At 50.7% G+C, this 14,319-nt stretch carries 15 protein-coding genes and 1 pseudogene; 9 read left to right on the top strand and 7 right to left on the bottom strand.

What is annotated here, in order from left to right:
- Nucleotides 1-5: 5 nt before the first annotated feature.
- The 3 genes from ACFSW5_RS09775 to ACFSW5_RS09765 form a co-directional block, all read right to left on the bottom strand.
- Nucleotides 6-245, bottom strand: coding sequence for an NHLP leader peptide family RiPP precursor (locus tag ACFSW5_RS09775; RefSeq protein WP_379272063.1), 240 nt, complete (start codon nt 243-245; stop codon nt 6-8).
- A 74-nt stretch (nt 246-319) separates the two neighbouring features.
- Nucleotides 320-1,252 (bottom strand): hypothetical protein, encoded by a 933-nt coding sequence (locus tag ACFSW5_RS09770; protein ID WP_379272061.1) that lies wholly within the window; start codon nt 1,250-1,252, stop codon nt 320-322.
- 20 nt (nt 1,253-1,272) lie between these two features.
- Nucleotides 1,273-1,515, bottom strand: a complete 243-nt coding sequence (locus ACFSW5_RS09765) for an NHLP leader peptide family RiPP precursor (protein ID WP_379272059.1) — start codon at nt 1,513-1,515, stop codon at nt 1,273-1,275.
- Between the two features lie 384 nt (nt 1,516-1,899).
- Here ACFSW5_RS09765 and ACFSW5_RS09760 point away from each other — a divergent pair, with 384 nt between their 5' ends.
- Together ACFSW5_RS09760 and ACFSW5_RS09755 are read left to right on the top strand one after the other, a co-directional pair.
- Nucleotides 1,900-2,475 (top strand): hypothetical protein, encoded by a 576-nt coding sequence (locus tag ACFSW5_RS09760; protein ID WP_379272056.1) that lies wholly within the window; start codon nt 1,900-1,902, stop codon nt 2,473-2,475.
- Between the two features lie 109 nt (nt 2,476-2,584).
- A complete protein-coding gene (locus ACFSW5_RS09755) occupies nt 2,585-3,679 on the top strand; it encodes a Gfo/Idh/MocA family oxidoreductase (protein WP_379272054.1) in 1,095 nt (364 codons plus the stop codon).
- A gap of 4 nt (nt 3,680-3,683) precedes the next feature.
- On the opposite strand, the gene ACFSW5_RS09750 is transcribed toward ACFSW5_RS09755, so the two are convergent.
- On the bottom strand, nt 3,684-4,559 hold the full coding sequence (locus tag ACFSW5_RS09750; protein WP_379272052.1) for an SDR family oxidoreductase: 876 nt from the start codon (nt 4,557-4,559) through the stop codon (nt 3,684-3,686).
- A gap of 219 nt (nt 4,560-4,778) precedes the next feature.
- Nucleotides 4,779-5,516: a glycerophosphodiester phosphodiesterase gene (locus tag ACFSW5_RS09745; RefSeq protein WP_379272050.1), complete on the bottom strand. Its 738-nt coding sequence runs from the start codon at nt 5,514-5,516 to the stop codon at nt 4,779-4,781.
- A gap of 565 nt (nt 5,517-6,081) precedes the next feature.
- Here ACFSW5_RS09745 and ACFSW5_RS09740 point away from each other — a divergent pair.
- From ACFSW5_RS09740 to ACFSW5_RS09730, 3 genes are all read left to right on the top strand, one after another.
- Nucleotides 6,082-6,432 (top strand): metal-sensitive transcriptional regulator, encoded by a 351-nt coding sequence (locus tag ACFSW5_RS09740; protein WP_379272048.1) that lies wholly within the window; start codon nt 6,082-6,084, stop codon nt 6,430-6,432.
- A gap of 17 nt (nt 6,433-6,449) precedes the next feature.
- Nucleotides 6,450-6,653 carry a copper ion binding protein gene (locus ACFSW5_RS09735; protein ID WP_379272046.1) on the top strand — a complete coding sequence of 68 codons (204 nt, stop codon included), beginning with the start codon at nt 6,450-6,452 and terminating at the stop codon, nt 6,651-6,653.
- 286 nt (nt 6,654-6,939) lie between these two features.
- Complete coding sequence (locus ACFSW5_RS09730; RefSeq protein WP_379272043.1) at nt 6,940-9,030, top strand: hypothetical protein; 2,091 nt, start codon at nt 6,940-6,942, stop codon at nt 9,028-9,030.
- A 129-nt stretch (nt 9,031-9,159) separates the two neighbouring features.
- Here the strand turns inward: ACFSW5_RS09730 and ACFSW5_RS09725 are convergent, their stop codons facing one another.
- The gene (locus tag ACFSW5_RS09725) at nt 9,160-9,297 is read right to left on the bottom strand and encodes a DUF6254 family protein (protein ID WP_379272041.1); all 138 of its coding nucleotides are present in this window, start codon (nt 9,295-9,297) and stop codon (nt 9,160-9,162) included.
- A gap of 153 nt (nt 9,298-9,450) precedes the next feature.
- On the opposite strand from ACFSW5_RS09725, the gene ACFSW5_RS09720 reads away from it, so the two are divergent.
- Nucleotides 9,451-10,188 (top strand): GTP cyclohydrolase II, encoded by a 738-nt coding sequence (locus tag ACFSW5_RS09720; protein WP_379272039.1) that lies wholly within the window; start codon nt 9,451-9,453, stop codon nt 10,186-10,188.
- A gap of 11 nt (nt 10,189-10,199) precedes the next feature.
- Nucleotides 10,200-10,298 (top strand): annotated as a pseudogene (locus ACFSW5_RS09715) (alpha/beta hydrolase); the annotation flags it as partial.
- An 80-nt stretch (nt 10,299-10,378) separates the two neighbouring features.
- Here the strand turns inward: ACFSW5_RS09715 and ACFSW5_RS09710 are convergent.
- Entirely contained in the window at nt 10,379-11,329 is a 951-nt protein-coding gene (locus tag ACFSW5_RS09710) for an ArsR/SmtB family transcription factor (RefSeq protein WP_379272036.1), read from the bottom strand.
- A gap of 447 nt (nt 11,330-11,776) precedes the next feature.
- On the opposite strand from ACFSW5_RS09710, the gene ACFSW5_RS09705 reads away from it, so the two are divergent.
- A complete protein-coding gene (locus ACFSW5_RS09705; RefSeq protein ID WP_379272033.1) occupies nt 11,777-12,760 on the top strand; it encodes a glycoside hydrolase family 43 protein in 984 nt (327 codons plus the stop codon).
- Nucleotides 12,761-13,047: 287 nt separating this feature from the next.
- Nucleotides 13,048-14,295, top strand: a complete 1,248-nt coding sequence (locus ACFSW5_RS09700) for an extracellular solute-binding protein (protein ID WP_379272031.1) — start codon at nt 13,048-13,050, stop codon at nt 14,293-14,295.
- Nucleotides 14,296-14,319 lie beyond the last annotated feature (24 nt).

Below are 14,319 nucleotides of genomic sequence, written 5' to 3'. Positions count from 1 at the left end.
TATTATTAGTTCCAAGGAGTAACCATAACGGAAGCTTCTTCTGTTGTATCGGCCGGATTAGGAGGAATAACTATGTAGTAGTGTTTATTGGTTTCCTCTACAACAGTAATTTCAATGTCCCAAGGTAGCGAATAACCGAACATTTCTTCTATCGTTGATCTGGGATCTTCAAGCAATCTCGCTTTAAATTGTTCATCCTCCCATGCTTTTTGAATAATTTGATTACGAACCTCTTCAACTGACATGTGAATAACACCCTCTCAACAGGCTGAAATGATTTATTTCAGATATATTTTATCATGAAAATGGTAGAATAGCACTATTGATTTGTTGAATTATTCACGTAATAGTAAAATCCTCCTGATAGCATAGACCTTTTATTTTGTTCGATTTCATTTGCTGTTTCACGCAATCCGATGACTAAACTTCTATGAAAGGCATGAAGGTCTGACAAAGCGGGGACAAGGGAAACGGCATTGTTTAAGTTTAGTTCTGCTATATTTGCATACGAGTCAAGTGCACTTTGTACAAATAAATAATTTTTTATCTTTTTCTCATCGAGGGGTGCGTATGGTTTATAAGTATGAATAATATGAGAAATCAAACAATTGTAGCCGTCATTATTAAAATCCTCTTGCCAATCCACCCAATCATCTGACATTTGCAAAGAGACTAGTGTCCAGTTCACTGTTTTTTCAACGACGGGAACCATCTCCGCTTGGTCTGAAAGCAAAAGTACCGCGGTACTTCCTAATTTGACAGGGCTTGCTTTTTTTGAGACTAGGAGCGGCGACTTTATGAAATAGTCTTCGTCGGACTCGTTGCTCACGCCATCGGCCCACTCCTCAACATACCGTCTGTAATGTTGCCAGAAGGGAGAATCGGATTCAAACAGTTCATGAAACAAGCGGTTCATTTCGAAGGTAAACAATTGTGCAACTACGATGTCTTCCTTACTTTGAAAATTAGGGTTATCCATAATATCATCCTGGATAAAAAAAGAAAGCATGCCAAAAGCACATGCTAATGAAATTTTTCTGCATATATCATGATGTATTTCAGATATATCTGTCATCCAGTAAGGAAGTAGATATGAGATGTAATTTTTATTGTCTTTTTCTTTTGGATTGAGGCTCTGATCTAAATAAAGTCTGGCTCTGGCATCCAGAGGATGCTTATATTTCGAAACAAGCTCCAAAGCTTGCTCGTATAAGATGTTCCATTCGCTGCAATATTGATCAACAAATTTCATCTAGGAATTAGCTCCCTTAATCAGTCCCATGGAGCGGCCATTCTAGCTTTATTTTCGAATTGTTCAGCGGGATTGCGAGGAATAACTAAGTAAATTTCATCTGTCGATTCTTCGACTGTTTTGATCTTAAGAGAGTCGGGGAAAAGAATGCCGAAAGCTTCTTTCAACGTTTCTTTCGGATTGGAGATAAGGCGTTGTTTAAAGTCCTCATCTTGCCATGCTTTTTCGATGATTTGAGTTTGCATAAGTGCGTTTGCTGTCATGATTAGTTCATCCTTCCTATTAAATTGTTATAATTACACAAACAACATACCATAAAAATACAACATTATCCACTATTTTTCTCCACCATTCGACACATTTCCTCTTGCAAACGGACTTATTAGATCTTCTGGTATGGAAAGGGCCTCCGGTTGAGAGGGTTGGAATATTTCGGTAGAATAGGAATTACAACTGGACCAAAGTCGAGGACATTTCTCTACTTAGGTTGGTTTAATCGTTTGGCATTGTAAGGTAATGTATAAGCATCGGTTGTTGGTCATATAGAAGTTGTACGTCTATAAGACAGCGTAAATTTTACTGCCGGAGCTTCTATCGTCTCGGGGCAGGACGATAGCGCCGTTGCGGCTTGTATGGAGGTTAAGATAGTGAAGGAATTGGAAGTGTTTGTCGTTCTGACGGATACGGGGACTTTGTTTACGAGGACGATCAAGTATTTTACGAAGGACCCGTTAAATCATGCCTCGATTGCGTTTGACGAGCAATTAAACGAAGTATACAGCTTTGGGCGCAAAAATCCGAACAACCCGTTCATCGGCGGGTTCGTAAAGGAAGATATGCGCGGTCCGTTGTTCAAGCAGGCCACATGCGCCATATACCGCTGCAAAGTCACGCAGGCCGAATATGCCCAGATGAGGCTGCTGATCGAGCATATGGAAATGAATCAATCGCAATACCGCTATAATTTCCTAGGCATTCTTGCCGTCTTGTTTAATATTCAGATGAAAAGGGAATACGCTTATTTTTGCTCCCAGTTCGTCGCAAGCGTGTTTGAACGAAGCGGCGTTTATCTGGTCAACAAATCGCCGCTTCTCGTGCGTCCGGGCGATTTCCCGCATACGCCGCTGCTTGAGCTGGTCTACCAAGGCCCGCTGCAAGCTTATATACGCGCCAAACAGCAGGAGGCTTGCGCCGCTTCGAAATCGCAAACGATCTCGGCGTAAATACTTTTGAACGAATCCGACCGGCTTGCCGCTGCCGTCGGATTTTTCTTTTTTGCGAAATGGGTTGGGACAGGGCTATACTAGAGGCATGTTGCTGGGAGGAGATAAAATGGCGAAACAACCCGTTACGTTTATGATTATCGGCGGCGGCTGGCGAGCTGAATTTTATATTCGCATTGCCGCGGCGCTGCCCGATTTTTTTCGAATAACCGGAATGTTTGTACGGGATGCGGAGAAAGGTGCGCGGCTCGAAAATAAATATAACGTCCGGACCTATCGGACGATGGACGAGCTTCTAGCTCATGCGTCCGGTTCGTTCGCGGTGCTGTCGGTCCCGCGGACCGTAAGCCCGGATTTCATGTCCGAGCTTGCCGTGCGCGGCATACCGGTGCTGGCGGAAACGCCGCCCGCGGCCGATCTGGAAGCGCTGCTGGCGCTCTATCGGAAGCTGCCCGAAGGCGCACGCATTCAAGTGGCCGAGCAGTATGCTTTTCAGCCGAAGCATGCCGCCCGCCTGGCCTTTGCCCGCTCGGGCAAGCTGGGCGATCTATGGCATGCGCAGGTGTCGGCCGCTCATGATTATCATGGCGTCAGCTTGATCCGGCAATTGCTTGGCGTCGGCTTCGAGGATGCCGTTATTCAAGGAAGCCGTTTCGGCTCGCGCATCCTGAAGGGGCCAAGCCGGCAAGGGCCGCCGGCTGCGGAAGAGTTCGTCGATCAGCTTCAGGACATTGCGGCGTTTCGCTTTGAGGAGAGCGGCAAATCGGCGGTTTACGATTTTACGCGCGAGCAGTATTTTTCCTGGATTCGAAGCGGAAGGGTGCTGGTAAGAGGCAGCCGCGGCGAAATCGCGGACGATCGGATCCGCTATATGAGCGATTACGCAACGCCCGTATACTCGGAGCTCCAAAGAATCGATGCCGGCCATGACGGCAATCTGGAAGGCTACCATCACGTCGGCATTTTGGCCGGCGAACGGTGGCTGTACCGCAATCCGTTTGCCCCTGCCCGCCTGTCGGACGAGGAGCTGGCGATGGCCGCCGTGCTGCAGGCCATGGGCGATTATGCCCAAGGCGGCCCGTCCTTTTATAGCTTTGCGGAAGCGGCGCAAGATCAATATTTGGCGATTATGATGCGCGAGGCGATCGAGCGGGGGACGGCCGTCCGGACGGTCCGGCAGCCGTGGGCGCCGCCTTCCCCGTAAGCACTTACCCGTTGACTACGGTTCCTCCGTTTACATGCAGGACTTGTCCCGTTACATAGCTGGAATCGTCCGAGGCCAAATAGACGTAAGCCGGCGCCAGCTCGAACGGTTGACCGGCGCGCCCCATCGGCGTGTCGGAGCCGAACGTTTCGACCTCGTGCGGTTGAAACGTCGAAGGAATAAGAGGCGTCCAGATCGGGCCGGGCGCTACAGCATTGACCCGGATGCCGCGCGAAACCAAATGCGCGGACAAGGAGCGGGTGAACGAAACCATGGCGCCTTTGGTTGCGGAGTAGTCGATTAAGGTCGGGTTTCCTTTGTAAGCCGTAATCGAAGTCGTATTAATGACGGCCGAACCGGGCTGGAGGTAAGGCACGGCGGCTTTGGTCATATAAAACATGCCAAAGACGTTCGTGCTAAAGGTACGCATCAGCTGGTCCGCCGTAATGTCTTCGAATTTATTCTGCGGATGCTGCTCGGCGGCGTTGTTGACGACGATATTCAAGCCGCCGAAAGCTTGTATCGTCTGCTGGACAACGTTCGTGCAGAACACCTCGTCGCCGATGTTGCCCGGCAGCAGCAGGCATTTCGCCCCCGCTTTTCCGACCTCGGCTTTCGTCAGCGCGGCATCCTCATGTTCATCCAAATATACAATGGCGACATTGGCCCCTTCTTTGGCGAAAGCAACGGCAACGGCTCGCCCGATGCCGCTGTCTCCGCCGGTAATAACGGCGGTTTTGTTCGCAAGCTTGCCCGCGGGCTTGTACGTGTCGGATTGAAAAACCGGCAGCGGATTCATCTCCGATTCGATGCCGGGCTGGCGATTCTGGTGCTGGGGCGGGAATTTCGGCTGCTGCGGCGCTGTTTGTTGGTTCGTCATCGGGAATACCTCCATCGTGTCTTTTCCGTCGTTCTGTTTTATATTGGTCTTTTGGCAACGGCGGGTATTCACCAAGCGGGCAAAAAAAGCCTTCGGAAGACAAAGCTTCCGAAGGCTGGAAAGGCAAACCAAATCAAGAGGATAAGCTTAATCGTGCACATGAACGCTTGGATCGGAGGCCGGCTGACCGGCTGCTCGCGAACGCCAAGTATAAGCGGTTTAGTTTCGGCGAAGCAAAGCGGCAAGCCGGTCGGGGTAGTCCGTTATAATTCCCGATACGCCGGCTTCGATTAACCGGATCATTTCATCCGGCTCGTTGACGGTGAATGGATTGCAGCTTATGCCTTTGGCGGCGGCTTCGGCAACCCATTCCGCTTTAACCGTGTAACGGTAAGGGTGAAGCGCGGAGGCTCCGAAAGCGGCCGCATATTCCCACGGTCGGTACAAGCCTTCCATATACAGTACGCCCGTCGCGATTTCCGGGGCCAGCTGGTTGCACAACGCAAGCGAATAGTGGTTGAAGCTGGAAATAATTGTGCGATCTTCCCATTTGAATTCCCGAACTGCGGCGATGACTTTGCTTTCCAGTTCGGGGTACGGAACAAGCCCGTTTTTAAGCTCGATGTTTACGATCGTATCTGTGCCGCGTACAAGCTCCAGCAGCTCTTCGAGCGCAGGCACCCGTTCTCCGGCGAACCGTTCGTCGTACCAGCTGCCGGCGTCCAGCTTCTGCAGCTCATCGAACGTTATGTCCTTCACCCAGACGTCCGCTCCCGCCGTACGCTTCAACGTTTCGTCGTGGATCAGGACGAGGCGTCCGTCTTTGGTCATCTGCACATCCGTTTCGATGCCGTTTGCCCCAAGCTCCAAAGCTTTGGCGAACGCGGCCATCGTATTTTCCGGGCAATAACCCGAAGCGCCCCGATGGGCAAAATTGATTGGCTGGGAGTTTGGCATTACAATCAGATCCTCTCTGGTTAAAATGGACATCTTCTTCACGGCGGTGATAGGGGTCCCCGGAAAGCAGTTGGAAGCAGCTGCATAACTTATTTTCGCTTTTTGGGGAATAGACCGTTTACGGTTCAGCGTAACGGATATTTGTTATTGGGATATTAACCCGGGACAAATTCCGTTGTAAAACAATGTCCGTTCTAACGGAACCTATATTCCGAAGGCCAATTCCATGAAAGAAACTTAAAACCAGCTGTCCGAAGCTTCAAGGGAATCCCTTTCGGAATGGAATGCGTGTCAACGTTCAGTTCAACTTATATAGATGAAGTTAGCGCTTTCAAAACTATGCAAAAAATAGATTGAGCATGGACCGGGAAAGCGGCATGAGCGTCAGGACAGCCATCCGGCAATAAAAGTCATGACTCGGCTACGAGGATCGTAACATAGCTGTAAAGGATTGAAAAGATGCAGGCCGCAGCAAAATAGTAACGGTTAGCGCCGTTCCGCTTGAGTACCCTATAGGGGTATGATATGATAACAGTATTAGATGATACCCCCGGGAGGTATGGCGATGGAAAAATCATTGGAAGCGCCCGAGCAGGCGCATTGCGGCGAATCGCACGACGCGTGCCATAACGGCGAAGAAAGAAAAAGCCATCATTCGGACAAAATGAAAGCGAACTTGATATCGAGACTTAACCGGATCGAAGGCCAAATTCGCGGCGTGAAGGCAATGATCGAGAAGGACACGTATTGCGACGACGTCCTGAATCAAATATCGGCGGTTCAATCGGCGCTTAACAGCGTAGGGAAGCTGCTGCTCGAAGGGCATTTGAAGAGCTGCGTAATCGAACGGATTCAAGCAGGGGAAAGCGAAGTAATCGACGAGCTGCTGACGACGGTTCATAAATTGATGAAATAAAGGAGAGTGCACGGCAAATGACGAACGCGACTTTGAAGGTGGAAGGAATGTCTTGCGGCCATTGCGTTAACGCGGTCGAGAAGGCGCTGTCGAATGTCGGGGCAACCGGCAAGGTCGATTTGGCCGCCGGCAAGGTAGAGGTACGATTCGACGAATCGTCCGTAACGCTTAACCGGATCAAGGAAGCGATCGAAGAGCAAGGCTATGATGTCGTCTCCTAATCACGGTTGAACCCCGCTTTGCGATATCGAAGCTGCCGTCCGCTTACTTGCGGTTACGGCAGCTTTTTTTACGCGCATTAGGCTAAAGGCCCCCAGAAGAGAAAAAGAAAATCGGATCGGACTTTTTAGCTGATCTTGAGAATGGCAAGCTCCTGACAAGCCTGCGTCATCCTTGCGACTAAAGAATCATTTTTGCTTTAAATCGGGGTTTATCCCGCGAATATGCCGCTCTAGGGCTAATGAACCTGCTTCCGGATGACGATGACTACTGTTGAGGTGGTTATCGATGCGGAACATAAGCAAAAGGAATCAAGGGAGGCTGTGGACGTTATTTGTGGCGTTAGCCGTGGCGGCGTCATTCGTTCCCGCTCAAGGCGTTCAGGCACAAGACCAGGCTCTCCGAAGCTGGAACTATTACTATAGCCCCGCCCCGGATGCGGGCCAAGCTCCGGATAAAGGGGCAACCGGGCTTATTTCCTCGGCTAACGGCGCCGTCCCTGGCCGATTATCGACCGCTTACGGGGGATGGATGGGAAGCGCGAAGGCCAAAGGAACGGTACAAGTCGCCATCGATCTGTTGAAAGATTACCCGATCAAAAATATCAATATCGCGATGAATGCGCCCAACAGCTATTGGGGATTTAAGGAGCTTACGGTCCGATACCGTCCCGAGGCTGTATCCGATCGCTACACTATCGCGGGCAAGCAGGTGAAAGCCGGATCGGATTTGAACTTTGCTGCGACAATCCCGATGGGGAACAAAATAGCCAGATACATTGTGGTCGAAATTAAGCGGTCCCATTCCTATCAGCATATTCCGCTTCCCCGAATCGAAATCTATCAAGGCACGGGAGACACGGGACATGATCCCGGGCCGGCGCTTTCCGCCCAGCAGATGAAGGCCGAGCTGCAGAAGGACGCTTTGATGGTCGATAGATACGGACAATGGCTTTACGAAGCATGGGCGGGCAAGGTGACGAGCGACGCGCAATTGCGGAAGGAATACGCGGAGGAATCGGCCGCGCTCGCAAACGTCGCGCTGGATCCGGATCGATACGATCCATACGGCGGCATCAAGGCTGGAGGACAATACGCCGCCACCGGCTATTTCAGGCTGGAGCGGATCGACGGCAAGTGGTGGTTTATTACGCCGGACGGCTTTAAATTTATTCTGAAGGGCGTGGACGCCGCAAGCCTGTGGGAGCCCGGGTACGGAACCCCGCTCAAGAAGCAGGACGGCGTTACCCCAAGGCAAGTATTCGAGGAGCTGCCCGATCCGGACGCTTACGCTCCCGCGTACGCGAAGGACTCTAGCGGCGAAAGAGTAAGCTTCGTCGTCGCCAACGTCATGCGGAAATACGGCAGCGATTATGAGGCGAAATGGGGCGACATCACCAAGAAACGGCTGATCGATTGGGGCTTCAACGCCTTCAGCAAATGGACCAGGCCCTATAACGTCACGTTCCCGTATATTCACGTATTGCAGGACCCGGCGAGCTTAAAGCGGATTCTATGGACCTACGACGTGTTCGACCCGGAGACGCCGTTCAAGATCGAAGCCGCGTTGAGACCGCAGTTGGAAAAAGCGAAAAACGATCCGTGGCTGATCGGCTACACGTACGATAACGAGGCCGGCTGGAACGCCGATATCGTCAAAGAGATTTTGACATATGACGCAACGTCTGAGGCCAAAAGCGCCTTCGTCGATTTTTTGGCTCCCCGGTACAATAACGATATTGCCGCCGTCAACCGGCTGCTCGGCACGAAGGCGGGGTCGTTTGAGGCATTGAAGAATCTATCCATCGCGATCGACAAGGTACCGGATGCGGACGTATCGGCCTTTATAAAGGTTGCATCCCGGACATACTTCTCGACCGTAAACAGCATCATCGATAAGTACGACGGCAATCATTTATTCCTTGGGGCTTCCGTCGTTCCTACCTGGCGGACCAGTCTGGCTTGGGATTCGGCAGCCATGCCGTATGTAGACGCTTTTTCCGTGGACTATTACGCGAACGACCCAAGCTGGATTTCAAGGTACGCGGCTTTCGGCAAGCCGCTGTTGAACCTGGAATTCGCCTTCAGCGCAAACGGCCGCGGCTTGTCGTCGGTCAACGCAGCCACGAGCGTAGCGACGATAGCGGACCGGGGCAAAGCGTTTAAGTCGTTCGTGGAAAGGCAGGCGGCACATCCGCTGTTCGTCGGATCGGGCTGGTTCAAATATTACGACCAAGCGGTTACCGGACGTTCGGACGGCGAAAATTATAATACCGGGCTCGTCAACCAGCAGGATCAGCCCTATACCGATATGGTGTCAATCATGAAGTCCGTTAATGCAGGCCTGGAAGCCGTTCATGCGAGCGGCGGGGGGAAGTAAATCCCAGCCCGGAAAGAGATACGGCGCTTTGGATTAATCGGCTTGATAAATCGCTAAAGAGAAAACCTTCAATCCCGCGATAGAGCGGAATTGAAGGTTTTTTTGCATGAAGGATTGAAAATGATGGCGTTAAAACTCGTCTTTTGGGGTCCGGGATGCCGAAGGGCCGGCCGCCAGCTCATCGAACGACTTTACTTTTCCATGGGGATTCTGATTATGCTTGCGTTGATGCCAACGGTTTTCCCGGCGGTTTTTCGAGGTCGTCATGAATCACAGCTCCTTTCGTCAATAGGGTGGCATCGATGCGGCTCCGCCATACGTGGAATACGGCGGCAACGGGCTGCGCACACTAAGTCGACACGAAGGAAATAAGTTTAGTTCGGGAAGCGTCGCTAACGAAACGGTTTGGGGAGGGGACTTATGGATCAGAGCGTCATCGATGCGCTACGGCATAAAATCCGTGAGATTGAAAGGCATAACAAATTCATCTATTTGGTGGGCCCGATTCGGCTTCCCATCAACTTGAACGATGAAACATACGTATTTCAATGGTATTGCTGGTTGAATTGCAAGGAGCGCGCGCACGACTTGGCATCGATGATCCGGAAGCTTTCCGATCATAACTTGGCCGAAATGCAGCAATCCAGCGTCCTTGTTTACGGCGATTTCGAACAAGCGGACAGCGTTTACGTCCGTCTCCACAGCATATGCCATACCGGCGACATCTTCGGAAGCAAACGGTGCGACTGCGGATACCAGCTCCATCAATCGCTTCAAATGATTGCCGACCATGGCGCCGGCGCCTTGTTTTATTTGGCCAATCATGAAGGAAGGGGCATCGGACTGTTCAGCAAAGCGATGGCTTACTTGCTTCAGGAGAAGGGCTTCGATACGGTGGACGCCAATTTGAAGCTTGGTTTTGCGGACGACGCCCGCCATTACGGCGATGCCATCGCCGTGCTTCGCGCGCTTCGGGATAAGCCGGTAACGCTTATTACGAATAACCCGCGGAAGCTTGAAGCGCTCCGGAGCGCCGGAATGAACGTGGAACGGCGGATTTCGTTGTGGGGGGACGTATCCGAATTCAACGAAAAATATTTACAGACGAAAGTCAGACGGTCCGGCCACTTGGCCAACGGAGGCTGCCCCAACGAATAGCGGGAAAAACTATGCTAAGAGGATGCGGCATGGACCATACGAAAGCTATGCAGCCGGCCGCGGTGTTACCGCTTATTAAGCCTTGGTTGATTCGACGCTTAATGGGATGAGATAGGTCTGCGGGTTGAACGACGGCATGCTAAAACCCTGACTTCCTAAGCGGATGGAAATCAGGGTTTAACCGCAGCCCCTAACTTTCTTTGTTCGCCGCCGCCGCAGCCGTTTCCGCCTGCTTCGCCTTAGAATAATAGAGGCGGAATATAATATCCTGGTTATGGTTGCCGAAGCCGGAACCGAACAGGGTTACGCCGCCGATATGCTCCGCATCCTCCAGTACGGCGATCCGAAACGACCAATAGCTGTTGCGGATCCCGATATCGTCGATCGTGACGTCGGATAGCTTGATACCGTCCATGAAGGTTCCTTCTTTTTTGATGATCAAATGCTTCAGCAAGCCGTATTGGTTGACGCTCTCAAACCACCAGGGCGGATTCAGCTTGCCCTTGCCGCCGAAGTCACCGGGGCTCGTCCACATGCCCACCTTCACGTTGTTGACGAAAAACGTAATGTCGGAAGGCCAATGGTTGTTGGTAAGCGGGGCCTCCGAAGAAATTTCCATCGAAATTTCAAGCTCCTCCGGAATTTCGTCCCCCATTAAATAATTCGGAATTTTGTATTCGACATATCCTTGCCCGAACCATAAAATTTTGGCGTTCAACCGGTCGGGGTCCAGGAAGTAACGGGGGTCGTCGAAAATGCCGATGACCGAATCGCGCGTGCATATCCCGCATGTCGGCTGGATTTGGACGTCGGTAAAGTGACCGATGGACACTTCCGTCTTGCGGACTTCGCGCGGGATGACGTCTTTGATCGGGAAAGCGATCTCCAAATTGTCCATAATAAGAGAGCACACCTTCTGAGCCGCTCCGCCTTTGCCCGGGCTCATCTCCGATTCGACGATCCCCGCTTTCTCCAGTTTACGGACATGCATCGTCATGATGGCGCTGCTAAGGCCGAGAGCCTCCGCCAATTCCTTAATATTCATCGATTTCTGAGACAGCAGGTGCACGATTTGAATGCGCACGTTGCTGGATATCGCCTCGAATATATGCAAGTTCTGTTCCGTCAAATCTATTCTCAATTTCATTCCTCCGACGATAGCGATTTGTTAACAAAAGCACAAATCATACAGGTATTAATTTATGATAGCCGATTATGAATCGGTTCACAAGGGAAAAATCGAATGATTTTAGGCGAAAAAACAGACATGAAAGGGGTTCCAAAGTAGGAGAAAACATTTATAATAGAGTAAAGCGGTTCGGCTCGGGATTAAAAAGTTTACAGAAATGTAAATGAAAAAACCTTCTATCGATGTCCTTTGAAGGTGATCGACCGCATTTAAAGGCCGTTTTTATCGCCAAATCGAATTTTGATTTCCAGTTCGGTAAAGGAATTTATGAATTCTATTGCGGCAAATCTATACGAGACCATTGACAGCGGCTATATTTCACTCTAGTATTTAGTTTAGATGTGAATTAATAAACATTCGTGTAAATCAATAGTTTGAAAGGATAGGAGATCGACACCTATGAGTAAAGTATTGCCGAATGAAACGCTCGTAAACCCTATTATACCGCAACGGGCGGACCCGTGGGTATACAAACATGAGGACGGCTACTATTATTTTACCGCCTCCGTGCCCGAGTACGACCGGATCGAAGTGCGCAGAGCCAAGACGATCCAAGAGCTTGGATCGGCTGCGCCGGCAGTCGCTTGGCGCAAATACGACGAAGGCATGATGAGCGCCAACATCTGGGCGCCGGAAATTCACTATATCGACGGCAAATGGTACATCTATTTCGCCGCGGCTCGCACGACGGCTACGGTAGAAGGACTGTTCGACCATCGGATGTTCGTGCTGGAGAACGAATCCGCCAATCCGCTGGAGGGCGAATGGGTGGAGAAAGGCCAGATCAAAACGAAATGGGAGAGCTTCGCGCTTGACGCCACGACTTTCGAGCATAACGGAAAGCGTTATCTTGTATGGGCGCAGAAGGATCCTTCGATCGCCGGCAATTCCAACCTATATATTGCCCCGATGGCCAATCCTTGGACGCTTGCCGAGGAGCAGGTCATGATTGCGACCCCCGAGCATGATTGGGAGAAGATCGGATTCCTTGTCAACGAAGGACCTGCCGTATTGAAACGGAACGGCAAAATTTTTATAGCGTTTTCCGCCAGCGCCACGGACCATCATTACTGCATGGGTCTTCTCGTTGCCGACGAGAACAGCGATCTGATGAGGGCCGAAAGCTGGACGAAGCTGCCCGAACCCGTCTTCACGACAAACGAGGAGACCGGGCAATACGGTCCGGGCCACAACAGCTTTACGGTGTCCGCCGACGGCAGCCAGGACATTCTCGTCTACCACGCGAGAAATTATAAAGAAATCGAAGGAGATCCGCTTTACGATCCGAACCGCCACACGAGGGCGCAAGTGTTCGGATGGACGAGCGACGGCATGCCCGACTTCGGAATTCCCGTTGCGGACAGCCGCATCGTAGGCCGCTAACCATAGCGGCCTTGCGATCGAATAATAAGCAGGAAAATAGTAGTTGACAATTGAAAGCGCTCTGAATTATTATTTATTCATCGAAATATTAATTATTAATATTTTTGTTATTAAAGCTGCCGGTCTTGTAAGGGTTACTCCTAGGCAGAACTCTTGAAGACAAGCGGCTTAAATGAAAAACTACAATCGATTCTATTCCTGCAACAATGATTCAGCAAGCTGCGGTACTTATCTTTGGATGCGTTTACAGAAACATTGATTTTCTATAGCTCTGGGAGGGGTTCTTCTTGTTTAGGAAAAAAGGAATTCTGTCTATTGTTTCATTGCTTCTCGTTGTATCGTTCGCGCTGTCCGCTTGCGGAGGCGGGAACGATGAGAAAACGATTACGTTCTGGACGCCGCTCACAGGCGATGACGGCGCATATATGGATCAACTCGTAAAAGATTACAACGCGACCAATCCGGAAATCAAAGTGAAGCATGTCATCACGTCGGATATGTATACGAAAATTTCGACCGTATTGAACTCCGGCAAAGGGATTCCCGACCTGGCCATCATACATGCCGACCGCGTGCCGGGCTATGTAAAGCAGGGCGTGCTTGAGCCGATGACCAACATTTTGGCGCAGCAGCCTGAAATTAAACAAGAGAACTACTTGCCGCAAGCTTGGGGGACCGGAACGATCGACAATGTGCAGTATACCGTTCCGCTCGATATCCACGCCAATGCGATGTACTACAATAAAGATCTTCTGAAGAAGTATAATGCGGAATCTTTCTTGGACGACAACGTCGTGACGATCGACGAAATGCTTTCGCTGCAAGGTAAAATGGAAGAAGGGCAATATGTAGTCAACGACGCGCTGCTCGGCTGGGTCATTCTTGCGCAGCTTCAGAACGTAGGCGGCGACATTCAAAAGGACGGAAAGCCTGCCGTCAACACGCCTGAAATGAAAAAAGCGTTTGAAGAAGTGAAGAAAATCGCCGACGCCGGCTTGATGACGCCGTTCGGCGAAGACGGTTACCTGATGTTCCAGGACGGAAACGTATTGTTCTCTACGGACGGCACGTGGACGTCGACGGCGCACTCGGCGGTAGAAGGCTTGAACTTCGGCGTTACGAACATTTATTCCACGACGCCGGATAAATTTACAAACCGCGCTTCTTCCCACTTGTTCGCAATGTTCAACAACGAGAAACGTTCGGACGAGAAAGAAGCGGGCATCGGCCAATTCCTGGAATTCATTCGCCAGCACTCGCTCGAATGGGCGAAAGCCGGCCAGATCGTAGCGAGTAAGCAAGTCAACGAAAGCCCGGACTATCAGCAATATATGCAATCGTTCTTTACGTCCAACGAGCAAGAAACGAAATCGCTTTATATTTACACGTATGAATACTATCCGTATATCGCTGAAGCCGTAGACACTTATGCCGCCGATATCGTACGCGGCAATGTGGATATCGACGAAACGCTGCAGACGATGCAGAAGTTCGTCGAAGACAAAGTTGCCGAAGCGAACCAAGGGGCGCAATAATCCGGCGAATTGAATAGCCAGAAA

This window comes from Paenibacillus thailandensis, from assembly GCF_042685365.1.
GTDB lineage: Bacteria > Bacillota > Bacilli > Paenibacillales > Paenibacillaceae > Paenibacillus_AP > Paenibacillus_AP thailandensis.
This window is presented reverse-complemented; position numbering and strand designations above follow the sequence as displayed.

Bases quoted from the DNA above. Each gene is read 5' to 3' on its own strand.
- ACFSW5_RS09770 (WP_379272061.1), bottom strand. From the start codon at position 1,252: ATGAAATTTGTTGATCAATATTGCAGCGAATGGAACATCTTATACGAG.
- ACFSW5_RS09775 (WP_379272063.1), bottom strand. From the start codon at position 245: ATGTCAGTTGAAGAGGTTCGTAATCAAATTATTCAAAAAGCATGGGAG.
- ACFSW5_RS09705 (WP_379272033.1), top strand. From the start codon at position 11,777: ATGAGTAAAGTATTGCCGAATGAAACGCTCGTAAACCCTATTATACCG.
- ACFSW5_RS09735 (WP_379272046.1), top strand. From the start codon at position 6,450: ATGACGAACGCGACTTTGAAGGTGGAAGGAATGTCTTGCGGCCATTGC.
- ACFSW5_RS09745 (WP_379272050.1), bottom strand. From the start codon at position 5,516: ATGCCAAACTCCCAGCCAATCAATTTTGCCCATCGGGGCGCTTCGGGT.
- ACFSW5_RS09720 (WP_379272039.1), top strand. From the start codon at position 9,451: ATGGATCAGAGCGTCATCGATGCGCTACGGCATAAAATCCGTGAGATT.
- ACFSW5_RS09765 (WP_379272059.1), bottom strand. From the start codon at position 1,515: ATGACAGCAAACGCACTTATGCAAACTCAAATCATCGAAAAAGCATGG.
- ACFSW5_RS09725 (WP_379272041.1), bottom strand. From the start codon at position 9,297: ATGACGACCTCGAAAAACCGCCGGGAAAACCGTTGGCATCAACGCAAG.
- ACFSW5_RS09740 (WP_379272048.1), top strand. From the start codon at position 6,082: ATGGAAAAATCATTGGAAGCGCCCGAGCAGGCGCATTGCGGCGAATCG.
- ACFSW5_RS09750 (WP_379272052.1), bottom strand. From the start codon at position 4,559: ATGACGAACCAACAAACAGCGCCGCAGCAGCCGAAATTCCCGCCCCAG.
- ACFSW5_RS09755 (WP_379272054.1), top strand. From the start codon at position 2,585: ATGGCGAAACAACCCGTTACGTTTATGATTATCGGCGGCGGCTGGCGA.
- ACFSW5_RS09730 (WP_379272043.1), top strand. From the start codon at position 6,940: ATGCGGAACATAAGCAAAAGGAATCAAGGGAGGCTGTGGACGTTATTT.